The sequence below is a fragment of the Peristeroidobacter soli genome (assembly GCF_004138485.1).
In the GTDB taxonomy this organism is placed as follows: domain Bacteria; phylum Pseudomonadota; class Gammaproteobacteria; order Steroidobacterales; family Steroidobacteraceae; genus Steroidobacter; species Steroidobacter soli.
Genome location: NZ_RYEV01000006.1, coordinates 137,043 through 160,635, shown reverse-complemented (window position 1 = coordinate 160,635; position 23,593 = coordinate 137,043). Strand labels below are relative to the sequence as shown.

19 protein-coding genes are annotated in these 23,593 nt (G+C 63.6%); 6 read left to right on the top strand and 13 right to left on the bottom strand.

Translation table 11 applies throughout. The annotated features are described in order from the left end of the window. Window positions 1–9: 9 nt before the first annotated feature. From accD to prmB, 7 genes are all read right to left on the bottom strand, one after another. Window positions 10–885 (bottom strand): acetyl-CoA carboxylase, carboxyltransferase subunit beta, encoded by an 876-nt coding sequence (gene accD / locus EKO19_RS27220; RefSeq protein ID WP_129780549.1) that lies wholly within the window; start codon window positions 883–885, stop codon window positions 10–12. Window positions 886–1,053: 168 nt separating this feature from the next. After that, window positions 1,054–1,845 (bottom strand): tRNA pseudouridine(38-40) synthase TruA, encoded by a 792-nt coding sequence (truA, locus tag EKO19_RS27215; protein WP_129780548.1) that lies wholly within the window; start codon window positions 1,843–1,845, stop codon window positions 1,054–1,056. 100 nt (window positions 1,846–1,945) lie between these two features. Continuing rightward, window positions 1,946–4,984, bottom strand: coding sequence for a FimV/HubP family polar landmark protein (locus EKO19_RS27210; protein ID WP_129780547.1), 3,039 nt, complete (start codon window positions 4,982–4,984; stop codon window positions 1,946–1,948). Between the two features lie 175 nt (window positions 4,985–5,159). Beyond that, window positions 5,160–6,182, bottom strand: a complete 1,023-nt coding sequence (locus EKO19_RS27205) for an aspartate-semialdehyde dehydrogenase (RefSeq protein WP_129780546.1) — start codon at window positions 6,180–6,182, stop codon at window positions 5,160–5,162. Between the two features lie 92 nt (window positions 6,183–6,274). Beyond that, window positions 6,275–7,393, bottom strand: a complete 1,119-nt coding sequence (gene aroC / locus EKO19_RS27200; RefSeq protein WP_129780545.1) for a chorismate synthase — start codon at window positions 7,391–7,393, stop codon at window positions 6,275–6,277. A gap of 98 nt (window positions 7,394–7,491) precedes the next feature. Next, a complete protein-coding gene (locus tag EKO19_RS27195; protein ID WP_129780544.1) occupies window positions 7,492–8,157 on the bottom strand; it encodes a carboxypeptidase-like regulatory domain-containing protein in 666 nt (221 codons plus the stop codon). 15 nt (window positions 8,158–8,172) lie between these two features. Beyond that, window positions 8,173–9,210, bottom strand: coding sequence for a 50S ribosomal protein L3 N(5)-glutamine methyltransferase (gene prmB, locus EKO19_RS27190; RefSeq protein WP_217705628.1), 1,038 nt, complete (start codon window positions 9,208–9,210; stop codon window positions 8,173–8,175). 27 nt (window positions 9,211–9,237) lie between these two features. Here prmB and EKO19_RS27185 point away from each other — a divergent pair, with 27 nt between their 5' ends. The 3 genes from EKO19_RS27185 to epmA are packed head-to-tail and all read left to right on the top strand — an operon-like array spanning window position 9,238 to window position 11,707. Further along, on the top strand, window positions 9,238–9,876 hold the full coding sequence (locus EKO19_RS27185) for an SCO family protein (RefSeq protein WP_129780543.1): 639 nt from the start codon (window positions 9,238–9,240) through the stop codon (window positions 9,874–9,876). Then, a complete protein-coding gene (asd, locus tag EKO19_RS27180) occupies window positions 9,873–10,754 on the top strand; it encodes an archaetidylserine decarboxylase (protein WP_129780542.1) in 882 nt (293 codons plus the stop codon). Before EKO19_RS27185 ends, asd begins: the two co-directional genes overlap by 4 nt. Continuing rightward, complete coding sequence (gene epmA, locus EKO19_RS27175) at window positions 10,751–11,707, top strand: EF-P lysine aminoacylase EpmA (protein ID WP_129780541.1); 957 nt, start codon at window positions 10,751–10,753, stop codon at window positions 11,705–11,707. Before asd ends, epmA begins: the two co-directional genes overlap by 4 nt. A gap of 44 nt (window positions 11,708–11,751) precedes the next feature. Here epmA and EKO19_RS27170 read toward each other — a convergent pair whose 3' ends face one another. After that, window positions 11,752–12,735 carry an aldo/keto reductase gene (locus EKO19_RS27170; RefSeq protein WP_129780540.1) on the bottom strand — a complete coding sequence of 328 codons (984 nt, stop codon included), beginning with the start codon at window positions 12,733–12,735 and terminating at the stop codon, window positions 11,752–11,754. Window positions 12,736–12,867: 132 nt separating this feature from the next. After that, window positions 12,868–15,411 carry a serine/threonine-protein kinase gene (locus tag EKO19_RS27165; protein WP_175597212.1) on the bottom strand — a complete coding sequence of 848 codons (2,544 nt, stop codon included), beginning with the start codon at window positions 15,409–15,411 and terminating at the stop codon, window positions 12,868–12,870. A 180-nt stretch (window positions 15,412–15,591) separates the two neighbouring features. Between EKO19_RS27165 and EKO19_RS27160 the strand changes: the two genes are divergently transcribed. Further along, entirely contained in the window at window positions 15,592–16,071 is a 480-nt protein-coding gene (locus EKO19_RS27160; RefSeq protein WP_129780538.1) for a GAF domain-containing protein, read from the top strand. A 64-nt stretch (window positions 16,072–16,135) separates the two neighbouring features. Here EKO19_RS27160 and efp read toward each other — a convergent pair whose 3' ends face one another. Then, on the bottom strand, window positions 16,136–16,711 hold the full coding sequence (gene efp / locus EKO19_RS27155; RefSeq protein ID WP_129780537.1) for an elongation factor P: 576 nt from the start codon (window positions 16,709–16,711) through the stop codon (window positions 16,136–16,138). A gap of 73 nt (window positions 16,712–16,784) precedes the next feature. Here efp and epmB point away from each other — a divergent pair, with 73 nt between their 5' ends. Together epmB and EKO19_RS27145 are read left to right on the top strand one after the other, a co-directional pair. After that, complete coding sequence (gene epmB / locus EKO19_RS27150) at window positions 16,785–17,834, top strand: EF-P beta-lysylation protein EpmB (protein WP_129780536.1); 1,050 nt, start codon at window positions 16,785–16,787, stop codon at window positions 17,832–17,834. Between the two features lie 27 nt (window positions 17,835–17,861). Beyond that, window positions 17,862–19,913 carry an EAL domain-containing protein gene (locus EKO19_RS27145; RefSeq protein ID WP_129780535.1) on the top strand — a complete coding sequence of 684 codons (2,052 nt, stop codon included), beginning with the start codon at window positions 17,862–17,864 and terminating at the stop codon, window positions 19,911–19,913. A gap of 78 nt (window positions 19,914–19,991) precedes the next feature. On the opposite strand, the gene cofH is transcribed toward EKO19_RS27145, so the two are convergent. The 3 genes from cofH to npdG are packed head-to-tail and all read right to left on the bottom strand — an operon-like array spanning window position 19,992 to window position 23,592. Next, window positions 19,992–22,307 (bottom strand): 5-amino-6-(D-ribitylamino)uracil--L-tyrosine 4-hydroxyphenyl transferase CofH, encoded by a 2,316-nt coding sequence (gene cofH / locus EKO19_RS27140; protein WP_217705627.1) that lies wholly within the window; start codon window positions 22,305–22,307, stop codon window positions 19,992–19,994. Continuing rightward, entirely contained in the window at window positions 22,304–22,909 is a 606-nt protein-coding gene (gene cofC, locus EKO19_RS27135; RefSeq protein ID WP_129780534.1) for a 2-phospho-L-lactate guanylyltransferase, read from the bottom strand. The genes cofH and cofC overlap by 4 nt, the downstream gene beginning before the upstream one ends. Further along, on the bottom strand, window positions 22,909–23,592 hold the full coding sequence (gene npdG / locus EKO19_RS27130) for an NADPH-dependent F420 reductase (RefSeq protein WP_129780533.1): 684 nt from the start codon (window positions 23,590–23,592) through the stop codon (window positions 22,909–22,911). Before npdG ends, cofC begins: the two co-directional genes overlap by 1 nt. Between the last annotated feature and the right edge of the window lies 1 nt (window position 23,593).

Sequence of the window (23,593 nt, the reverse complement as noted above, 5' to 3'; positions counted from 1 at the left end):
ATGTGTCGGTTAAGCCGCGACCTTCGGCTGCGGCGCCGGCTTGTGCGTGAAGATCGTCAGCAGCCCAGCGATGCGCTCGCGCATGTCGCGGCGGTCGACGATCATGTCCAGCGCGCCCTTTTCCAGCAGAAACTCACTGCGCTGGAAGCCCTCGGGCAACGTCTCGCGCACCGTCTGTTGAATGACGCGCGCGCCGGCGAAGCCGATCAGCGCCTTGGGCTCGCCGATATTCACGTCGCCGAGCATCGCCAGACTGGCGGACACGCCACCGGTGGTCGGATCGGTCAGCACTGAGATGTACGGAATACGGGCCTGTGCGAGGCGAGCGAGCGCGGAGCTGGTCTTCGCCATTTGCAGCAGCGACAACAGCGCTTCCTGCATGCGAGCGCCGCCGCTCGCGGAGAAACAAATGAGCGGCTTGCGATGCTCGAGGGCATGCTCGGCCGCGCGCGTGAAGCGCTCGCCCACCGCGGAACCCATCGAACCGCCGAGGAACGAGAACTCGAACGCGCACGACACTACGGGCTCGCCCATCAGCGTGCCGGTCATGACGATCAACGCATCCTTTTCCTGCGTGGTCTTCTGCGCGGCCTGCAGGCGGTCGCGATATTTCTTGGTGTCGCGGAATTTGAGCGGGTCTTCCGGCCCGATGTTGTCGGCCAGCTCCACCTGCCCTTCCGGATCGAGGAACGCTTCCAGGCGGTCGCGCGCGCCGATGCGCATGTGATGACCGCACTTCGGACACACGTGGAGATTGCGCTCCAGCTCGGCGCGGTACAGGACCGCGTCGCAGGCCGAGCACTTCATCCACAGGCCTTCGGGGACGGAGCGCGTGCGGCGCTCGGTCTTGATCCGCGAAGGCATGATCTTTTCGAACCAGGTCATGGTGACAGCCTGAATTGAGAGGGGTGCATCTATACTTGGTCCCGAACCTGCGGGCAAGTTGCCGGAGAACTCGCCGATCGACTGCCAACCCTCCAAGTCGGCAACTTCGTTTGTCGAAGCATCCAACGGCAGCGGTGAACCGGCCGAGGCCAGGGAATTTGAAGGCGCCTAGCTTCCGTAAGCCAAAACAGTGAATTCCGGCTCGCTGGGCAGTTTCAAGGCCGCGGCATAGCGGACGCCCGCGAAGTACAGCCCGCCCGGCACGGCGGTTACGCCGCCCAGCTTCCGATCCTTGTAGCTCAACACCTGCGCGGTCCAGTCCACCGGCCGCTCGCCGGTACCGATCGCGATCAGCACGCCAGCGATATTCCTCACCATATGATGCAGGAAGGCGTTCGCGCAGACCGTCAGGATGACCAGCTCTCCATGCCGCGTCACTGAGATTTCGTGCAGGTCACGGATGGGGGTCCGCGCCTGACACTGCGCGGCGCGAAACGATGAAAAGTCGTGCAGCCCCACCAGATGCTGGGCAGCTTCATTCATGCGCTGCTCGTCCAGATGCTCGCGGACCCAGGCTGTGCGGTGGGCGTTCAGGGCCGGGCGCGGCACGCGATTCAGGATCACATATCTATAGCGGCGCGCAATGGCTGAGAAGCGCGCGTGGAACCCCTCCGGCACCTCGCGCGACCACAGAACGCTGACTTCCTTCGGCATGTTGGACACGGAGCCAAGCAGCCAGGAACGCTCGGTGCGTTCTGCGGTGGTATCGAAGTGAACGACTTGCATGGCCGCGTGCACGCCGGCGTCGGTGCGGCCAGCCGCCACGACTTCCACCGGATGATCGGCAACGACGGACAGGCCCTTCTCCACCACGGACTGGACGCCAGTGGCGTGAAGCTGCGACTGCCAGCCGGCAAAGCCGCTGCCGTCGTATTCAATACCGAGCGCGATTCGGGGCATTCAAGCGAGTAATGTCGGCCGCGAGGGCGGCGGCCAGGGAGAGCAAGGATAACGAATCTTGCACCGACCCCACGAGCGGGGGCCGGCGCCTGAGTTCCGATTAACGAATCGAATCCATGAGCCGCTGAGCTTCCTGCTTCTGGCTCGGATTGCCCTCCGACAGCACCTCGTCGAGGATGCTGCGGGCACCGTCCGGATCGCCCATGTCCATGTAGGCGCGGGCCAGGTCGAGCTTGGTGCCGACCTCGCTCATGGTGACCGGCTCGAGCTCGGACAGCTCCATCTCGGTCGCCATCGCGTGACGCTGCGTCGGCTCGCGATCCTCGTGCGAGGCCAGCGGCTCGCCCACGTCGAGATCGAGACCGCCACCGCGCGGCACTTCCTGCGTGCGATCTTCGCTGCCGAACACGTCGCCCGAGAAAATGTCCTCGTCCTTGCGCGGGTGGCGCACGGTGTCCGAGTTCGGGCGCGCATCGCTCAGATCGTCCAGATCCAGGTCGATGTCGGTCATCGCCAGCGGGCTCTTCATCGACGCGGTCGAGTCCACGTCCGGACGCGGATGCTCGGCCGTGTCGCCGCCGCCGGTCAGGTCGACCTGATCGATATAAATCGTGCCGGTGCTCTCGATGTCGCCATCGAAACGCTCCGCGACGCGCGGCGCTTCCATCGTGCGATCGAAGCTGCTCAGCGACGGCGCGAGCTGGGTCATTTCGTCGTCGCGCAACGGCCGCACGTCTTCGATCGTGTCCTTGTCGAGCGAATGCGTGTCTTCCAGCGCGCGGCCCTGATCGAGCGAGTCGGCGTCGAGGCCGAGGTCGTCGATCGACAGCTCGGCGGTATCGCCGGTGTTGGTGCCCTTGCTGAACAGCGCGTTGTCGATCTTCTCGCGCACCGTCGAGGCGGTGCGGTCGATCATCGGCGATTCGATGGTCGGCGTTTCCTGCGTGCGGGCCAGCGCGTCGATTTCACGCGTGCGCTGTTCCTGCGTGTCGTCGTCATTCGGCTCATCGAGCAGGAAGTCCAGATCGCTCGCGACCTGGGTCGCGTCGTTCGGGCCGCGGTGCTCGCCGCTGGCGAATTCCAGATCGAGGCCCTGGCGCTCTTCGCCCGAGGGCTCGGCGAACAGGTCGACGTCGACGCGGTTTTCGCCGCCTTCGAGGTTCACGTCGACCAGGCCGACATGACTGCCTTCGCCCTGGAACATGTCGTTCTCGGGGGCGATCTGCTTGCCCATGATCAGGACCTTGTCCCACTCGCCCGGCGCGGCATCGTCACGCGTCTCGTACAGATCGCGCGCGGTGTCGAGGAACAGATCCTTGTTGCCCCAGACGAAGTAGATCTCGAGCAGCTTCAGCTTCAGGTCGCGGCGCGACGGCTCGCGATCGATGGCGATCTTCACCAGATCCGCGGCCTGGTCGTACAGACCGTACGCCATGTGGAAATCGGCCTCGGCCAGCGCGTCCTGCTGATCGAAGCGGACCGCCGACTCGCTGCTCATCGTGTCTTCGACGGCGCGCGCAGCGGCCGAAGCCGCGGCTGCCGCGGGTTCGAAGCCACGGGCCGGCTCGCGACGCGTAGTCGGAGCGGGCTGATCGAAATCCAGACCATCGTCCAGATCGGTGTCGAGGTTGGTCTTCACCAGACCGGCGTCATCCTCGCCTTCCACGAGGAACGCATCGGCACGGCCGCCCTTGCTCGACGGCGCGAGCGCGCGAGCCGGACGTTCGGCCGGCGGATCGAACGCCAGCGGTGCCGACAGCGAATCGAGCGAATCGTCCTCGCTCTCGCGACGACGGCGCATGAACAACACACCGACGACCACGGCGAGGCCGAGGCCCACGACCGCCCACCAATAATCAGTGATGCGGTCGATCAGCGACGGCTCAGCGACCGCCGGCGGCGGCGTCTGGGCTCGCGGAGCCTGCGGAGCCGGTTCAGCCGCGGGAGCCGGCTGCTGTTCGGGTTCCGCAGCCGGTTCGCTCGGCGTCGGTGCCTGAGCTTCCGTCGGCGGGGTCTGCTCGACCGGCGGCTGCTCGGCAGGCGTCGGCTCGATGTTTCGTTGAGCCTGCGCCAGGCCGGGGTTCTGGACTTCGAGACGACGATCCGGCGGGGTCGGTGTGCCCGGCGCGGCGGACGTGGACGGCTTCGGCGTTTGAGCCTGCGTCTGCGGAGCCGGAGCGGGCGTCGGCGGAGTCGGCGTTTCCTGCGGCGTCACCAAGCGGAGGCGGTCGGCTTCCGGCGTGGTGTCGGCGACTACGCCGCCCGACCACTCCGCTGCCTGACGTGCCACTTCCGCGGAGGCTTCGTCGTTGGAGATCGCTTCGATCTCGGCCAGATCAGGAATGCGCAGCACGCTGCCAGCGCGCAGACGATTGATGTTGTTGCCGCTGAACGCCTGCGGGTTCGCGCGGAACAACGCGATCATGGTGCGGTTGTTGACGCGACGGTTGCCGGGGTTCGCGGCGGACGCGATCCTCGACAACGTGTCGTTACGCTGAACGGTGTACTCGCTGCCCGGCGAAGCAATGATCAGCTGTTCGTTGTTCGGCGCCGGGCTCTGAGCCACGGGCTCAGGCGTGCGCTCAGGAGCCGGCGCCGGCGCCGGCGCGGTGGCGCGCGGAGCGGGAACAGGAGCCGGAGCGGGTTCAGGAGCAGGCGTCGGACGGCGCTCGATGCGACCTTCCGCGGTCGTTGCCGACTGCGGGGTCGTGACCGGCGCGGGCGCTTCGTTCTGCGACGGCATGAACACCGGCGGATCGAGCAGCACGGTGTACTCGCGGACCAGGCGCCCGCGGGCCCAGGTGGCCTCGACCAGCAACGTCACATACGGCTCGGTCACCGACCGGTTCGAGGTAACCCTGATGGTCGCCTTGCCCTCGCGGTTACGACTGACCGCGAAGTCGAAGTTGCTCAGGTACGCCGGCCGATCGATGCCGTAACGCGAGAACACGTCGTTGCTGGCAAGCGCAACCTTGAGGCTGCCCAGCTCCTCCGGGGTCGGCGACAGCAGCTCGATTTCCGCGTTGAAAGGCTGATTCAGGGCGGAATTCAGGCGAATTTCCCCCAGACCCAGCGCGTACAGCGTCACAGGGGACAGCAGTGCGCCCGTCAGCAGCAGGCGCGGCAGGTGTCTTCTCATCAGCTCTCCCGGTACGTGTCCCGAAGCATCCTTTAGCGATGTGGGGGAGCTTGCCCCTAAGGCGTTATGCAACGACCTTATGGCAAGCGCCCTTGCTACAGATGAACCAGCGCGCTCGCCTGGAAACTCCATGAAAAGTTCATGTGCTTCCTGACTTTAGGCGCGCAACTATAGCTCACAAATACTCTTTCACCAAAATCTCGGCGATTTGGACGCTATTTAACGCTGCTCCCTTGCGAACGTTATCGGACACAATCCACAGATTTAGACCCCGGTCGTGACTGATGTCCTCCCGGATGCGTCCCACGAACACCGGATCGGTGCCGGCAGCCTCGGTGACCGGGGTTGGATACCCCCCCGGCTTGCGCTCGTCCATCAGCACCACCCCAGGCGCCTTGCTCAGCAATTCCCTGGCTTCGCCCTCGGTGAGCTTGCGCCGGGTTTCGATGCTGACGGCCTCGGAATGGCCGACGAACACGCCGACGCGGACCGCGGTCGCGTTCACTTTGATGTTCTTGTCCTCGAAAATCTTCTGGGTCTCCCAGAACATCTTCATCTCTTCCTTGGTGTAGCCGTTGTCCAGGAACACGTCGATCTGCGGCACCACGTTGAAGGCGATCTGTTTGGCGATCACCTTCGGGGTCACCTGACCGCCCTTCAACAAGGTTTCGGTCTGGCCCCGCAGCTCGTCGATGGCCTTCTGGCCGCCGCCCGACACCGACTGATAAGTGGCCACGTTGATGCGCTCGATGCCGGCGGCATCGTGCAACGGCTTCAGCGCCACCAGCATCTGCATGGTCGAGCAGTTCGGGTTGGCGATGATGTTGTGGGTCTTGTAGCCCGCGATCGCGTGCGGATTGACCTCGGTCACCACCAGCGGGATGTCGTCCTGATAACGGAACTGCGAGGTGTTATCGACCACGACGCAGCCGGCCTGACCGGCGCGCACGGCGTGCACCTTCGAGACGCTGGCACCGGCCGAGAACAGACCGACCTGCGCCTTCGTGAAATCGAATGTCTCGACGTCCAGGACTGGAATGTCTTTACCCTTGAAGCGAATGGTCTTGCCGACGGATTTGGCGCTCGCCAGGGGAAACAGCTCGCCCACCGGAAAATTGCGCTGTTCCAGAATCGACAGCATGTTGCCGCCGACCAGACCAGTCGCACCCAGAACCGCCACATTCCAACGCTTGCTCATGACTCCAGACTCAGTTGCTCACCAAAGCGGCCGCTCAGCCCCATGCTGAAGGGCCTGTATTAAGTTCAGTAAATCGGGTCGCGCACACTACCTCAATCACCGCCCGGAAGCAGCGTCTTGAGCGCGAATTTGCCCACTCGGTCGACATTTACGTCAGCATTTTGGCCGCGGTTCCGGAGGTAGTGATCCATCAGCACCAGCGCCAGCATAGCCTCGGCGATCGGCGTGGCGCGCAGTCCTACACAGGGGTCGTGCCGCCCCGTGGTGACCACCTCGACCGGGTTGCCGTCCAGGTCGATCGATCGCCCCGGAATGATGATGCTGGACGTGGGCTTGAGCGCGATGCTCACCACGACATCCTGCCCCGAGGAGATGCCGCCTAACACGCCGCCAGCGTTGTTGGAGAGAAAGCCCTGCGGCGTGATCTCGTCGCGATGCTCGCTGCCCTTCTGGCTCACGCTCGCGAAGCCCGCGCCAATCTCGACGCCCTTCACGGCGTTGATACTCATCATCGCAAAGGCGATGTCCGCGTCCAGGCGATCAAATACCGGCTCGCCGAGCCCCGCCGGCACACCGCTCGCAATCACGTTCACCCGCGCGCCGACGGAATCGCCTTCGCGGCGCAGATTGATCATGTACTCCTCCAGTTCCTCGAGCCGCGACGGGTCGGGACTGAAGAACGGGTTGTCGTAAACCGTGCTCAACGACTTCGGCTCGAGCACCAGCGGACCGAGCTGCGCGAGGTATCCCTGAATGCTCACACCGAGGCGCTCACGCAGATATTTACGAGCAATGGCACCCGCCGCGACGCGCATCACCGTCTCGCGAGCCGAGGAACGCCCGCCGCCGCGATAGTCACGGAAGCCGTATTTCTGGTCGTACGTGTAGTCGGCGTGCCCCGGCCGGAACCGATCTTTGATCTTGTCGTAGTCGCGCGAGCGCTGATCCGTGTTCTCGATCAAGAGGCCGATGGGCGTGCCCGTGGTCCGGCCCTCGAACACTCCGGACAGGATCCTCACCTGATCCGGCTCCTTGCGCTGACTGGTATGCCGCGAAGTCCCGGTGCGGCGCCGCTCCAGCTCCGGCTGAATGTCCGCCTCCGATATCTCCAACCCCGGCGGACAGCCGTCGACGATGCAACCGAGCGCGGGCCCGTGGCTTTCGCCAAAGGTGGTGACGGTAAAGAGCTTGCCTAAGGTGTTGCCGGACATGTCGCTGCGACTGGCTGAAGACCGAGTGTGGTCAAAGAACGAGGGATTCTAACCACTTATTGGCATCGACCGCGCTGTGGACTGGCCCGAATCTGGCGCTATCGCATGCACAACCCGCCGCGCTCGAGCGCGTTCCACGTGTGTACGAGACGGTCGCCCTTGCAGAACAGGCGCTTGGCGCAAGTGCCCGCGGCCATCTGGATTGCGCTACTCACCCAGCCCAAATCGCCCACATAGTTTCGGCGCTGAGCTCGTGCACGCTCTGAGTTAACTGGCGTCAGGCGATGCTCCGCTCTCTCAAGAGATGAAGTGCGCAGGGACAAGAACCCGGATGCGGGTTCCCGCTCGCTGATCCACGACCTTACATTGCTCGCAGATTCCGGGTAGTAGCCGTCAGCCACAAATATGAGCTCCGGCATGCTCGTGTCCGAGCGTGCCAGCGGCGAGAAAGGCAGCAGCGGCAGATGAATCATGACTGCTATTGGAATCCGAAACACGCCATCCTCATCGGTAAGCGCCTCGGCCATCCTTACCGCCCCTGCAGGCGTATGCTCAAAACCGTAAGCATCGAGTTGCCAAAGGGCCACCACTGCCGCTCGCACAACTGGTTTTCCGGTCGCTTCATCGAGAACGCGCCCGCGAATGGGCAACGTGATGGTGATCGACTGAACCGCGACGAGCCCGAGCACCACCAGCAGTATCCAGCGCCAGAGAGGCCATCGCTGCGTCCCTTCACCCAAGCTCGGGTCCGACATCCCGGTCATTAGCTTGCCATCCAGTTATCGTGATTCTTGTAGCTGCGCGCGGGTCAGCAGGAACACCCCGCCGCCGCCGTGCTCGAATTCGAGCCAGGTGAACGGCATTTTGGGGCGGGCTGCGGCCAGCGCGTCCTCGGAATTGCCTACTTCGACGATCAATATTCCGTGGGGCTGCAGATGCGCGGCGGCTTGGTCGATGATCCGGTGCACGATGTCGAGGCCGTCGGGGCCGCCGTGCAGGCCCATCACCGGTTCGCGGCGATATTCCTCGGGCAGGCCCGCCAGCTCTTCGTCGCCGACGTAGGGCGGATTGGAAACGATCACGTCGTAGCGCTCGTCCTTCAATCCGTCGAACACGTCCGACTTCACGGCGCGCACTCGCTCCTGAACGGAATGACGCTCGATGTTCTTGCGCGTCACCGCCAACGCGTCGGGCGACAGATCCGCCGCATCGACCTTTGCTTTCGGAAACGCCAGCGCGCTGGCAATCGCGATACAGCCCGAGCCCGTGCCGATATCGACGATGCGGCGAACCTTGGCGGGATCGATCCACGGGCGAAAGCGCGCGCGGATCAGCTCGGCAATCGGCGAGCGCGGCACCAGCACGCGATCGTCGACGTAGAACTCATGGCCCGCGAACCACATGCGATGCGTGAGATAGGCCGCGGGTATGCGCTCGCGAATCCGCCGCTCAATCAACCCCAGCGCCTTGCTCCGCTGCGCGGCTTTGAGCGTCTGGCCGTACACTTCGTCGGCGTCGTCATGCCGCAGGCCGGCGGCGAAAAACACCAGCTCGGCGGCCTCGTCGACCGCGTTGTCGGTGCCATGCCCGAACCAGAGCTCGGCGTGCGCGAAGCGCTCGGCGGCGAAGCTGATGAGCTGGGCCACTGTTACAGGCTCGGGCGCGCCCGCGATCGGCGATACCGCGGCCACCCGCTCGCGTTTCGCGGCAATTGGCGTCCCGGACTTCTTCGCGCTGGGCTTGGTCGAGGCGGCGCGGCCGGGGACGGCGCGCAGCTTGGCGGTGGACTTCCTGGAGGCGGATTTCTTGGCGGGCATGCGATACTTCGCGCCACGAGGAGACAAATGAATCGAGCAAAAACGATAGGACTCGCGGCGTTGGTCGGTATTGTAGCGATAGCGGCCGGCATGCTGTTATCGCGTGCACTGCTGGATCGCTCCGGCGGCCCGACCCTGGCCAAGGCCACGCTGATCGATCCGGCCCGGCCGCTGCCCCCGATGGCGTTCATCGACGAGCAGGGCAAACCCTTCGGCCAGGAACAGCTGCGCGGCCACTGGAGCATTCTGTTCTTCGGCTTCACGTCCTGCCCGGATGTGTGCCCGACGACGCTCGCGCTGCTGGCGCAGGTGGAGAAGAAGCTCGCCGACATGCCGACCGAACAACGACCGCACATCGTGCTGGTCTCGGTCGACCCCAAGCGCGACACGCCCGAGCGCCTGGCGCAGTACGTGAAATCGTTCAGCCCCACGTTCACCGGCATCACCGGCGAACAGAATGCCATTCATGAGTTCGCGCTGAAGATGGGCGTGCCCGTCGCGATCTCGGAGCAGCCGGGCGGCAACTACACGGTCGATCACTCTGCTGCGATCTTCCTGGTCGATCCGAACGGCGCGCTGCGAGCCCTGTCCTCGACACCACACGAAGTCCCCATCATCGCCGAAGACTATCGCGCCATCGTGGCCGCCTATCCGCCGTCCACATGAGCGAAGTACCCGAGGTCAGTACCGGCGACCGGCTGTTCGCCGCGCTTCAGTACGTCCTGCCAAAGCATTTGATGTCGCGCGTGATCTACTCGATCACGCGCAGCCCGTCCCCGTTCGTCAAGAACACGTTCCTGCGCATCTTCCTGAACCTGTTCGATATCAACATGGCCGAGGCGGCGCAGCCCGATCCGTTTGCGTATCGCACGTTCAATGACTTCTTCACGCGCGCGCTGAAGCCCGGCGTTCGCCCGATCGCCATCGAACAGGAATTCGTCGTCAGCCCGGTCGATGGCACCGTGAGTCAGGTCGGCGATCTGTTGAACGAGTCGATCCTGCAGGCCAAAGGACAGCACTACACGCTGCAGGAACTGCTGGCCGGCGATGAGGAGTCCATCGCGACCTATCGCAACGGCAGCTTTGCGTGCATCTATCTCGCGCCGTACAACTATCACCGCATTCACATGCCGTACGCAGGCACGGCGGTGAAGAACATCTATGTGCCGGGTGAGCTGTTCAGCGTGAACGCGTCGACGGCACGGGCCGTGCCACGAGTGTTTGCACGCAATGAACGTTTGATTTGTGAGTTCACCACGTCGATCGGACGGGTCGCCGTCATTCTGGTGGGCGCGCTGCACGTGGGCAGCATCGAGACTGTCCATTGTGGCGAAGTGAATCCGCCGCCGCGCCGTCGCAAGCAGCCGGAGATCATTGCCAAGGGCGTGGGACGAGGGTTCGACAAGGGCGAGGAGCTGGGCCGCTTCAACATGGGCTCGACCGTGGTGCTGTTGTTCGAGCGCGGCCGCATTCACTGGGATGCGTCGTTGCTGCCGAACTCGACCGTGCAGCTGGGCCGCCCGATCGCGCGGGTCTCGCAATGAGTAACGACTGGCGCCCGACGGCGCCCATCGCGACGCTCGAGATTCGCGCCTCGATGCTGCGAGCCGCGCGCGAATATTTCACCGCCACTCGCGCGCTGGAAGTCGACACGCCGACCATCAGCTCGGCCGCCGTGACGGATGTGCATCTGGCCAGCGTCGCTGCGACCACCATCGGTCGACAAACCTTCCTGCACACCTCGCCCGAGTACGCGATGAAGCGTCTGCTGGCCGCCGGCTGCGGCGACATCTGGCAGGTCTGCAAGGTCTATCGCGACGGCGAGAGTGGCCGCTCCCACAATCCCGAATTCACCATGATCGAGTGGTACCGACTCGGCATGGATCATCACGCATTGATGTCGGACGTCGAACGGTTGATCGGCGCGATGCTGCCGCCCTCACGCGCGTTCGATCGCTCCGAACGACTCACCTATCGGGAAGCCGTGCATCTGCATACAGGCATTGATCCGTTCGACGATCCAATCGCCGTACTGATCGCGCGGCTGGAGAGTGCCGGCATCGAAGTGCCGCGCGATGTGAGAAACGATCGCGACGCGTGCCTGGACCTGATCATGGGCGTCCTGGTCGGCCCGCAGCTCGGTCATGACCGACTGACGTTCATCTACGACTACCCTGCTTCACAAGCCGCGCTTGCGCAAATTCGCGGGCCGGTCGCCTCGCGCTTCGAGGCGTATTTGGACGGGCTCGAGCTGTGCAATGGCTTCCACGAGTTGGCCAATGCCACCGAACAGCGCGCCCGGTTCGAACGCGATCTCGCCGGGCGCGCTGAACGCGGATTGCCGCCCATGCCGATGGATGAACGATTCCTGGCGGCGCTCGACCACGGCTTGCCGGAATGCTCCGGCGTCGCGCTGGGCTTCGACCGCCTCGTGATGTGCGCGACCGGCGCCAAACATATCGACGCCGTACTCGCGTTTCCGTTCGACCGCGCCTGATCGGCGCCCCACTAACTCCGCGAATGCCTCGCCACCACGCCGGATCAGCGATCTACCAGCTTCATGAACGCCTCGCTATAGCGAGGTCCGGACACGTCGCCGGTGCCGATGGCATCGAGCTGCTGCATTTCCTGCGGCGTGAGCGTGACCGACGCGGCGGCCGCATTCTCTTCGAGATACTTGCGACGCTTGGTGCCCGGAATCGGCACGATGTCGTTGCCCTTCTGCAGCACCCATGCGAGCGCAATCTGCGCCGCGGTCGCCCCCTTCTTCTTCGCGACCGCCTTCACTTCCTCGACCAGATGTAGATTGCGATCGTAGTTCTCACCCTGGAAGCGCGGATCGCGACGACGGAAGTCCGCTTCATCCGTCGCATCCAAACGCGGCGCCGCGCCGGTCAGGAACCCTCGACCGAGCGGACAATACGGCACGAGCCCGATGCCCAACTCTCGAAGCAACGGAATGATCTCGGGTTCGAGATTGCGCTCCCACAGCGAATACTCGCTCTGCAGCGCCGAGATCGGATGCACTGCATGCGCGCGCCGAATGTTCGACGCGCCAGCCTCGGACAAGCCGAGATAACGTACCTTGCCCTGCTTCACCAACTCAGCCATCGCGCCAACCGTCTCTTCGATCGGCACCGCCGGATCGACGCGGTGCTGATAAAACAAATCGATGTAGTCGGTATCGAGCCGCTTCAGACTCTCATCGGCGACCTTGAACACATTCTCCGGCCGGCTGTTGACCGCACCGAGACGATCCTTCGAGGTCAGATCGAACCCGAACTTGGTTGCGATGATGGCTTGCTTGCGTTTGCCCTCGAGCGCTTTGCCCAGCAACTCTTCATTGATGTACGGCCCGTAGACTTCGGCCGTATCGAAAAAATTCACGCCGAGCTCGAGGGCGCGATGAATGGTCGCGATGCTCTCGGTATCGTCGCTCTCGCCATAAACCTGCGCCATGCCCATGCAGCCCAGCCCGAGCGCGGACACCGTCAGACCCTGTGTACCCAATTTACGTTGTTGCATGGTGACCTCGATGGTTCAACTGATCGTCACGGCACGCATTGTCGTCGCCAACCGGCGCGAGGCGGTAATCCGAAGCCGCAGAATCATTGCCCAAAGATGCGCTTCGCCGCAGCCCTCGACAAGGGCGCAGAATCAGGGAGCGGTGGCCGCGACTCCCTTGAGGGCACTCAACTGACGTTGCACGGCCGCCAGCGCGGGATGCGTCGCCGGCATGATCTTCTGACGCAATGTCGCCGCTTCATCGAGCAGGGTTCGCGCACCCGACATGTCACCGGCATCGCTACGCAGCTCGGCCAGGTTGCACAGCGCCTCGGCGAGCCGCGCGGGTTCGTCCTGCTTGCGCAAGCTCGCGATGGCGTCTTCGAAATCCCGTTGCGCCTCCGTCGTCTTGCCGGTGACGAAATTCAAACGACCGCGCTCGATGGCGACCATCACATGACGGCGATCCTTCCGATCGAAACGCTGAGCCGCGATCGTCTCCGCTTCCGCCAGCGCGACGTGCGCATCGGCGAACTTGCCCAACTCGCGCAAGGCACCGGCGCGCTCCAGCAATGAGCTCACCAACTGCGGGCTCCCGGGCCCGACCGCTTCCCGCTTCCACGCGATCGCTATATCGGCGTGCTCGAGCGCGTGCGCGAAGTCGCCGGCTTCCCGATACACGCCGGCCAGATTGTGATGTGCGATGGCAAGGTCCAACTGATCCGGCTCGCGGCCCGACTCGTAGATGCGCAATGCTTCGAGCAGCGCCTCCTCCGCGCCTTTGTAATCGGCCTTCGCTCGTAACAGCGTCGCAAGATTGTTCTGCGCGCGGGCAACGAGGAAATGATTCTTGCCGAGCATCTCGGTCTGTCGCGCGACGAAGCGACGAAACAACGGCTCGGCCTCCGCGATCTTGTACTGGCGACGCAGGATGTTGCCCAGCGTGTTCAAGCCATTGCCGTACAGGTCGTGACCTTCGTAAACCGCGCCTTCCAACAACGGCAATGCTTCACGCGCATAGCGTTCGGCATGGACATAGTCGCCGGACTCACCGTACGTGAATGCAAACCCCTGCAATACGTTGCCCAGCGTTGCATGCTCCGATTCCGGCAGCGCCCTCGCGCCCTCCTCGGCTCGCAGGTGATATTTGATCGCGTCCTCGAACCGCTGCTCCGCGCGTAAGTTGGTCGCAATGGCGTGGAGCAAGCGCACCCATTCGGCGTCGTGCTCCAATCCCAATCGAATGCGGATCAACTCCGCTTCACCGAAGACCTGCTCGGCGAGAATGAACTTGGACATCGAGTGATGCACGTGACCGAGCGCTTCCAACGCGCGCGCCAGCTCGACGTCCGTCTCACCGAACAGCGACCGGGCTACACTCACTTGCCGCTCCATCAAGCTCAACGCTTCGGGCATCAATCCCAAACCGCTGTATGACTGCCCCATCTTGCGCATGAGCGCGAGACGCAATCGCGGCTCGTTGCTCAGGTCTCGATCGATACGAGCAGCTGCGGCGTCGAGCGCAGCGCGCGCGGAGACTTCGGCGCCGCGTGTCTCGTTGGGATTGGCGCGACGGAACACGTCGATCATGAACTCGGCAACGGTGTCGGCGGCTTTGCGCTCGCGTTGCGCGATGTCGCGTTCTTCGGAGAGCCGAACGGTATAGAACGAGATGAGCGTCACGATCATCACCACCGACGCCATCACTCCCGCGACCGCCCACGCATTCCGACGCAGGAACTTGCGCGCGCGATACGTGACGGTATCCGGCCGCGCCTGCACCGGTCGGCCATCGAGATAGTTCTGAATGTCCGCCGAAAGCGCCGCTGCGGATGCATACCGACGGTTCGGATCACGATGCATCGCTTTGAGCACGATGTTATCGAGATCGCCGCGCACCGCATTGGCGAGTCCGCGTCGATCCGTTTCAGTGCGGATGCGCGCACTCGGTGGCGCGGGACTGGTGAGGCCGACGATTCGAGTGATCTCACTCAGCGACAGATTCGCGAACTCGAACGGACGCTTGCCGCTCAGCAGCTCATACAGCAGCACGCCAAGCGCGTAGATGTCCGATGTCGTGCCGACCGGTTGGCCGAGCAACTGCTCCGGGCTCGCATGATCCGGCGTCAACACGCGATCGATCTGCTGCGTCAACGAAGGATCGCTGCCGTGATCCGCGCTCAGCAGCTTGGCGACACCGAAGTCCAGCAGCTTCACCACGCCCTGATCCGTCACCAGGATGTTCGACGGCTTCAGATCCCGATGGATCACGAGGTTCTGATGCGCGTACTGCACGCTCGCGCACACTTGCTGCATCAACTTGAGCCTGGCTTCGATACCGAGCCGGCCGAGCTTGCAGTAGTGATCGATGCGCGTGCCGTCGATGTGCTCCATCACCAGGTACGGCGTGCCATCCGACATCTGACCGCCGTCGAGCAGACGCGCGATGTTCTCGTGCGTCAGGCGAGCAAGAATCTGGCGCTCGGCGCGGAAGCGACCGGCGAGATCCGTGACGGCAGGGCACCACTCGACGACCTTCAACGCCACCGACTGTTGATATTCCTCGTCGGCACGTTCGGCGAAATATACCGATCCCATGCCACCGCGCCCGAGCAGGCGCACGATGCGATAGCGGCCGACAATTTCGCCAGGCGGCAGTTCGCGCCGGATCGTCCCTGCAGGGTTTGGATGATCCACGGTGGGATCATGAGCCGCGCTGGGCGCAGGCTCGGGGCTGACTCCCGGCTCCATAGTTCGTCCGCTGAAGTTTGTTACAAGTTGAGCCGTGCGCAGCGTACACGCGCGGCGAGTAATGCTGAAGAAGCAGAATCACACTGGGGAGTACAATGCCCACACTTGTAATGTTCGAGTTGCACCATGCACGAAAGCCACATCGACCCAACCCAACCAAAGTCAGTGCTTTATCGGCAACTAGTCGAAGAGCTGCGTGGTTTGCTTACGGGCGAAACTGATTGGATCGCCAATCTCGCCAACAGCGCCGCGCTGATATATCACTCGCTGCCCGATTTGAACTGGGCGGGTTTTTATTTACTCAAAGACGGCGAGCTGGTCGTCGGCCCGTTTCAGGGCAAACCTGCGTGCGTGCGTATTGCGATGGGCAAGGGCGTGTGTGGAACTGCCGCCGCTCAGCGCAAGACTCAGCTCGTGCGCGACGTGCACGAGTTTCCTGGTCACATCGCCTGTGACGCGGCATCGAATTCGGAAATCGTGGTGCCGATGATCAAGAACGGCGAAGTGATCGGCGTGCTCGACCTCGACAGCCCCAACGTCGCGCGCTTCGACGAAGAGGATAGGAAGGGATTGGAGCAGTTCGTGACCGCGCTGCTGTCAAACTAAGCCGAACGGGTCGGCATGACACCGAGGTGGGATGCCACCTCGGCGTGCGAGAAAGATCGTCTTCTTACGCCGGCGCCTTCGCGCGAGCGATGTACTCGGCGGTGCGGGTGTCGACGCGGATGTATTCACCCTGGTCGATGAACAGCGGGACGCGCACCGTGGCGCCGGTTTCCAGCTTGGCGGGCTTGCCGCCGCCGGTTGCGGTGTCACCGCGCAGGCCCGGGTCGGTCTCGATGACCTTGAGCTCGACGTGCGCCGGCGGCGTGACGTTGAGCGGCTCGCCGTTCCACAGCATGACGGTGCAGTTCATGCCGTCCTTCAACCAGATCGCGCCGTCGCCCAGCGCTTCCTTACCGGCGGTGTACTGCTCGAACGACTCCGGATTCATGAAGGTCCAGAACTCGCCGTCGGTGTACAGATACTGCATCTCGGTCTCGACCACGTCGGCCGCCTCGGCCGTGTCGCCGGACTTGAACGTGCGCTCGGTCACCTTGCCGTTCTTCAGATTGCGCACTTTGACGCGATTGAACGCCTGGCCCTTGCCGGGTTTGACCATCTCGTTTTCGACGATGGAATACGGGGTCCCTTCAAGCAAGATCTTGACGCCCGACTTGAATTCATTAGTGGAGTAACTGGCCATTGGGCACCGAGGGTTAAAGTCTGCGAAAATGGACCGGTCCCGCGGATCCAGCGGGGCCCGGCAAAGGGCGCAGATGATAGCCGCAACCTCCCACGCAAACCAGTTGGCCAGCCAGTTCGACCCCGTTTCCCTCCCATCCGCCCCCGGCTGGCAGCAATTGCTGGCGGACGCGGTGTCCGATCCCCGGGAGCTGTGCACCCTGCTCGACCTCGATCCGGCCCTGGTGCTGCCGGCCGTGGCCGCGGCCAAGGACTTTGCCCTTCGAGTGCCCCGAAGCTATGTGGCTCGCATGCGCAAGGGCGATCCCAACGATCCCCTGCTGCTCCAGGTCTTGCCCGTTGCCGCGGAAACGCAGGTAGTCGAGGGCTTCGTCACCGACCCGGTCGGCGATATGGACGTACGGGCCGCCCAGGGCTTATTGCACAAGTACCACGGCCGCGCGCTGCTCGTGGCCACGGGCGCCTGCGCGGTTCATTGCCGGTACTGCTTTCGCCGGCATTTTCCCTATGGCGAGGAGTCGGCGCTTCAACAGGGCTGGCTCGGCGCCCTGGAGCACCTGCGCGCCGACCCGAGCATCAGCGAGGTGATCCTGAGTGGCGGCGACCCGTGGAGCCTGAGCGATCGACGGCTCAAACAGCTGACCGACGCGCTCCAGGCCATCCCCAACATTCGCCGCCTGCGCGTCCACACCCGCTATCCCATCGTGCTCCCCGAGCGCATCGATTGCGGCTTGCTCGACTGGCTGCAGGGGGTGCAGCTGCAGAAAGTAGTGGTCATGCACGCCAACCATGCCCAGGAAATCGACGAATCGGTGCGCCGGGCCTGCCGGCAGCTGTCGGCGGCCGGCGTCACACTGCTGAACCAGTCGGTGCTGCTCAAAGGGGTCAACGACAGCGTCGCCGCCCTGGCCGAATTAAGTGAAGCGCTATTCGAGACCCACGTCCTTCCTTATTACCTCCATGTATTAGACAAAGTGCGGGGCGCGGCCCATTTCGACCTGCCCGAAGCGCGGGCGCTCGAGCTCCATCGGGAGCTGACCGCCCGACTGCCCGGTTACCTGGTGCCGAAGCTGGTCCGGGAGATCGCCGGCGCCCCCGCCAAGACCGCGGTCGTGGGTCGTTGAGTAACGAAGTTTTGTTGGAGTAGAACGTTGGCCGAATCTAGCGCCGTGCCGATGATTGTCCTGACCCGCCACCAGGACAACGTCGAGGCGATCAACAGCAACCTGCGCAATGCCGGCGTGGCGGTCCGCTGCAACTGGATCAAGGAGCTGACCGACCTCGGCGAAGCCTTGCAGCAGATCAATGCGCACATGCTGGTGGCGTTCGTCGGCCCGGACCCGGCCGACATGACCAAGGTGATGACGGTGGCCAAGCAGTACGGCGCCGACGTGCCGGTGCTGTTCGCGCGCGATCAGGTCGATGAGGAGATCATCGCCAACGCCATGCAACAGGGCGCGCGCGACGTGGTCACGTTGATGAATCCCAATCGCCTGCGCGGCGTCGTCGCCCGCGAGCTCGAAGCGAACCGCCAGGCCCGCGCGCTCAACAGCACCATCAGCTCGGCGCGCGAATATCGAGATCAACTGAAATCCTTCATGGCCGGCTCCGCCGACGCCATCGCCCACGTGCAGGAAGGCATCATCGTCGACGCCAATCCGGCCTGGCTGGATTTGTATGGCTTCACCGACGCGGACGCGCTGGTCGGCACGCCGCTGATGGATGTCTTCGACGCCGACGCTCACGCCGCGCTCAAGGGCGCGCTGGTCGCGTGTCTGCAAGGCAAATGGTCGAATCACGCGCTCAAGGCGAACGCGCTGTTGAACGATGGTTCGAGCGTGCCGCTGGAAATGGAGCTGTCGCGCACCGAGTTCGACGGTGAGCCCGCCGTGCGATTGTGTTTCGCCGCGCGCAAGCGCGAGTCGGGCAATCTCAACGAACAACTGACCGAAGCGCTGGAGCGTGATGCGACCACCGGCGCCCTGCAACGTCGCTTCTTCATCGAACATCTGAAGAAGACACTGGCTCAACCCATCAAGGCCGGCGTGCGCGAGCTGGTCGCGATTCAGCCCGACAAGCTCGAGGCCATCACCGACGACATCGGCCCGCTGGCGCTCGAAGATTTCATTGCCCAATTCGCCGGCTTGATCGGCGAGACGCGTCAGGCGTCCGATCTGTTCGGCCGCTTCGGCGACGGCACATTGCTGCTGTTGATGGAACGCGGCACCGCGCGTGACATCGAAGTTTGGGCGACGAACCTGATCCGCAAAGCGGGCACGCAGGTGTTCCGGCTCAGCGAGAAACAAATCTCCTGCACGTGCAGCGTCGGCATCGGCCTGATCGACCCGCGCCAGCCCAACGCCGGCAACGCCATCGTCGACGCCCTGTCCGCCCGCCGCACCGCCGAGACCGCGGGTGGCGGACGAGTGAACATCGTCGACCACCGCGAAGAATCCACGAAGATGGAAGCGGCCGATGAGTTGTGGGTCAAGCGCATCCGCGCCGCGCTCATGGAAAACCGCTTCCGCCTCATGCAGCAGCCCATCGCGAGCCTGCTCGGCGAAGACAAGGGCATGTTCGACGTGCTGGTGCGCATGGTCGACGAGCAGGGCGAAGAACTGCTGCCCGCTGAATTCATGGCCGCGGCCGAGCGCAACGACCTGATGAAGAACATCGACCGCTGGGTGATCGGCGCGTCCATGACCTTCATCGCCAGCCGCCCGGTGAAACAGTTGTTCGTACGCTTGTCGAAAGATTCGGTGCGCGACAAGTCGCTGCTGCAGTGGCTGTTGAACCAGCTCAAATCGTCTCGTATCGAGCCGGGTCGTCTCGCATTCCAGGTCAGCGAACAGATCGCCACGGAATATCTGGGAGACACCAGCGAGCTGGCCAATGGCCTGCGCAAGATCGGCTTCCGGTTTGCAATCGAGCATTTCGGCACCGGCCGCGACCCGCAACGTCTGATCGCTCACCTGCCCATCGACTACATCAAGGTCGACGGCACCCTGATGCAAGGCCTGGCGGTCGACCAGGGGCTGCAACAGCGCGTGCGTGAGCTGGTCGATCAGGCGAAGGGCCGCAACGTCGCGACCATCGCCGAGCGGGTCGAAGATGCGAACACGATGGCGGTGTTGTGGCAGCTCGGCATCGAGTTCATTCAAGGTTACTTCGTGAATGAGCCGGAGCAGGTGGTGATGGGCTGAAACGGCCACCTGTCGATGCCATCGACAGGTCCGGAGAACATGTCGAAAAACTTTAACATTTCGACATGTCCCGGCCAGCTAGTCCGGTACGTTCCGGTACAGCGTCGTCCGCTGTATCGCTCGCCGCCCGATCTCTCCAGTCAGCCCGGCCATTCGTGCCGCGGCGAATTCCTGCCCATGACCCGCGCCGGCGGCCCGGCTGATGGACTCGTTCATCAACGTACCGCCCAGGTCGTTCGCGCCCGCCTGCAAGCAACGCTGCGCCCACTCCGGCCCGATCTTCACCCACGACACCTGGATGTTACGAATGCTCGACCCGAGCACGAGTCGTGAAACCGCATGCATGAGAACGGTTTCGCGCAACGTGGGGCCGCGACGAGCGCGGCCTTTGAGGTACATCGGTGCCTCCCTATGAACGAATGGCAGTGGCACGAACTCCGTGAAGCCACCTGTTTCCGCCTGCAGCTCCAGCACTCGCTGCAGATGGCGCGCCCAGTGCAGATAGCCATCGACGTGACCGAACATGATGGTCGCGGTGCTTCGGAGATTGAGCCTGTGCGCCGTACGCATCACTTGTAGCCAGCTCTGCGTATCCGGCTTGTCGGGTGCAATCACCCGCCGCACGTCATCATCTAAAATCTCCGCCGCCGTTCCCGGCAGCGATCCCAATCCCACACTTCGCAGTTCAGCTAGAAACTCACTCACGGAGATGTCGAGCGTGCGCGCCCCATGCGTGATTTCCAACGGCGAGAACGCATGCACGTGCATGTCAGGCTGCACTCGCTTCGCGGTTCGGCAGATCTCGAGATAGGTGTTGCCGTCGAAGCTGGGGTGAATGCCACCTTGCATGCAAACTTCAGTGGCTCCTCGCTGCCACGCTTCGTCGACGCGTCGACCGATCTCCTCCATGTCCATGACATACGCCGGTCCTCGCAGCGCTTCGTGCGAGCGCCCTTTCGAAAACGCGCAGAACGTGCAGCGGTACAGACAGATGTTGGTGTAGTTGATGTTTCGATTGACGACGTACGTCACGTCATCCCCCACCTGCTCTCGACGCAACTCGTCCGCCGCCGTCTGAAGGTAAAGAAAGTCCGCGCCCCGCGCGGTGAACAACTCAGCAACCGCCGCCTCGCCTACGCGCCCGCCGCGCGCCAAGACATTCACCGTCGATACGATCGAACTGGTGCGAGAGAAAGTGCTTGCAAGTTCCCGCCGCTCTTCCTCACTTGGCACCTGTGTTGAACCCGGCGACCACGTACCGATCCGCGCCAGCCCCGCGCCATCGCTCCAGCGCAGCACCGGTGCGTGCAGCGATGGATCGATCCATTCATCTCGCCGCTCGATGTACCGCGGATACACAGTCAATCGCTCGACCAAAGTCGAGCCGCGCCGCTCCAGCCTTTCAGCCAACCGATCCACGTGCGGCCACGGCGCCTCGGGGTTCACGTGATCCGGCGTCACCGGCGAAATGCCGCCGCAGTCATTGATGCCCACATCCACCAGCTCAGTGAAATCGCCGGCGTAAAGATTCGGCGGCACTTGGATGCTCATGCCCGGCCCGAACAGCAAACGCGCCACCGCAACCGTCCACGCCAATTCGTCCATCGAAGGCTCGGGGGCATCCGCCATCAGCGTGCCGGGCTTGGCACGGAAATTCTGGATGATGATTTCCTGCAGATGACCGAACTCATCCTGCAGCGACCGCAACGCCAGCAGCGACTCGATACGCTCAACGCGCGTCTCACCAATCCCGATCAAGATGCCGCTCGTCATCGGCACCTTCGCAACCCCCGCCGCGCGCAGACTCGCCAGTCGGCGTTCGGGAAGCTTATCCGGCGACCCGAAGTGCGGCCCGCCGCGTTGTGACAATCGTGTCGAGGTGGACTCCAGCATCAATCCCATCGACGGCGCCACAGGGCGCAACGACCGAAACTCCGCCTCATCCATCACGCCCGGATTCAGATGCGGCAAGAGCCCCGTTTCTGCCCGGACGCGCGCGGCAACCTCTTTCAAATAAGACAGCGTCGATTCATGCCCCAGCTCCGCCAGCGCTCGACGCGCATGCGAATAACGCGTCTCCGGCCGATCCCCGAGCGTAAACAAAGCTTCCTTGCAACCCGCATCCACGCCTGTGCGAGCAATCGCGAGGACATCGTCGGTGCTCGAGTAAGCCCGCGCCAACGAGCGAGGCGTCGTGGCGAACGTGCAGTAGTGACAAACATCCCGGCACAATCGTGTCAGCGGAATGAACACCTTGCGCGAATAGGTGACGAGCGAGCCCCACCCCGCATCTCGACGCTCCGCCGCGGCGGGAGCGAGAGAGCGCCAGTCGGCATCGAGCAGTGTCATCGCCTGCTCCGCCGTCGCCCGCTCACCGATTGCAGCCAGGCTCACGAGTGCAAACTCGGACGAGCCACACCACTGCGGCCGATCAATTCGAGATCCCGCGGATCATCGACATCGAATCCCAGCCCCAGTGTCTTCACGATACGCGGCGTGATCCCCGTAGCTCGAGCGGCCACACAATGACGCTTGAAGCTGTCCTCGCCAAACAGCGGCTCGATCATCCCCGGCGTGCGACACCAAAGCGCATTCGTGCCGCGACCATGACGATCTGGCGCAATGACGATGTCATCTCGATCACGCGACAACAGCTCAACATCCTCCGGCTGCAGAAAAGGCAGATCGCCGTTGATGAGCAACAGCGCCCCTCCCGGCCGATGGATCGCAATCGCCTGCTGATACGCAGCGCGCGTACCGAGATCCACGTAGAGATCAATCGCCGCAGCACCCAACTCGGACGCAAAACGCGCCACTTCGTCACTGGCCGTCGCCACCGCCACCGTCGCAATCGACTCAGTCCGAAGCAGCGTTTTCAGCACATGCCCGGCCATTCGAAAATACAACTCACGTCGCGACTGCGCGGTCAGCTGCGCCGACAGTCGCGACTTCGCTCGATCCGGATGTTTCAACGCGACGATCGCCTGCGTCGCCATCAATGCGCGCCTGTCGGGACGCCCGTGATTCGAATGCCGGCGCTGGGCACTTTGTAACGACGATTGATGGCGATCAGCAGAGACGTGAGACCCTCCGTCACCAGCGAGTTCTTGAGCGGACCGCAGCGCCAGCCCTGCAGACCGGCAGCCTCCGCCAGCTCCACCGCAGTCTGTGCGGCTCGATCGTCGTCGGCGCAGATCAACACGTCGCAGTCGATCGCGTGATCCAGATCGGCAAGGTGATGAGCCGACACATTCTGAAACGCCGACACGACCGCAACCTCCGGCCCGAGCGCCGCCTGCAATCGCTCCACTGCAGATCCGCCTGGCAGTTGCGCAACCTCAACCTTCGGTGGCACCAGCGGCACGGTCACATCGATCAAGACCTTGCCCTCCAGCCCGCTGCGTACCTGCAGAGCGGTTTCGAGCTGAGCGGCGAATGGCACAGCGAGCACGATCACATCCGCTTGCTGAGCGGCCGAGAGATTGAGCGCACCGCTGATTCGAGTCATCGGATCCAGTTTTTCGCGGAGAGTCGTTGCCGTCGTCTCTGCGCGCACCAGGTCCCTACCACCGATGACGACGTGATAGCCCGCACGCGCCCAACGCAGCGCCAGCCCTCTGCCCTCGCGACCGGTGCCACCGAGCACAGCGATTGTCTTGATACGTATCGACGAGTGCACG

Bases quoted from the DNA above. Each gene is read 5' to 3' on its own strand.
- accD (WP_129780549.1), bottom strand. From the start codon at position 885: ATGACCTGGTTCGAAAAGATCATGCCTTCGCGGATCAAGACCGAGCGC.
- truA (WP_129780548.1), bottom strand. From the start codon at position 1,845: ATGCCCCGAATCGCGCTCGGTATTGAATACGACGGCAGCGGCTTTGCC.
- EKO19_RS27210 (WP_129780547.1), bottom strand. From the start codon at position 4,984: ATGAGAAGACACCTGCCGCGCCTGCTGCTGACGGGCGCACTGCTGTCC.
- EKO19_RS27205 (WP_129780546.1), bottom strand. From the start codon at position 6,182: ATGAGCAAGCGTTGGAATGTGGCGGTTCTGGGTGCGACTGGTCTGGTC.
- aroC (WP_129780545.1), bottom strand. From the start codon at position 7,393: ATGTCCGGCAACACCTTAGGCAAGCTCTTTACCGTCACCACCTTTGGC.
- EKO19_RS27195 (WP_129780544.1), bottom strand. From the start codon at position 8,157: ATGACCGGGATGTCGGACCCGAGCTTGGGTGAAGGGACGCAGCGATGG.
- prmB (WP_217705628.1), bottom strand. From the start codon at position 9,210: ATGCCCGCCAAGAAATCCGCCTCCAGGAAGTCCACCGCCAAGCTGCGC.
- EKO19_RS27185 (WP_129780543.1), top strand. From the start codon at position 9,238: ATGAATCGAGCAAAAACGATAGGACTCGCGGCGTTGGTCGGTATTGTA.
- asd (WP_129780542.1), top strand. From the start codon at position 9,873: ATGAGCGAAGTACCCGAGGTCAGTACCGGCGACCGGCTGTTCGCCGCG.
- epmA (WP_129780541.1), top strand. From the start codon at position 10,751: ATGAGTAACGACTGGCGCCCGACGGCGCCCATCGCGACGCTCGAGATT.
- EKO19_RS27170 (WP_129780540.1), bottom strand. From the start codon at position 12,735: ATGCAACAACGTAAATTGGGTACACAGGGTCTGACGGTGTCCGCGCTC.
- EKO19_RS27160 (WP_129780538.1), top strand. From the start codon at position 15,592: ATGCACGAAAGCCACATCGACCCAACCCAACCAAAGTCAGTGCTTTAT.
- efp (WP_129780537.1), bottom strand. From the start codon at position 16,711: ATGGCCAGTTACTCCACTAATGAATTCAAGTCGGGCGTCAAGATCTTG.
- epmB (WP_129780536.1), top strand. From the start codon at position 16,785: ATGATAGCCGCAACCTCCCACGCAAACCAGTTGGCCAGCCAGTTCGAC.
- cofC (WP_129780534.1), bottom strand. From the start codon at position 22,909: ATGGCGACGCAGGCGATCGTCGCGTTGAAACATCCGGATCGAGCGAAG.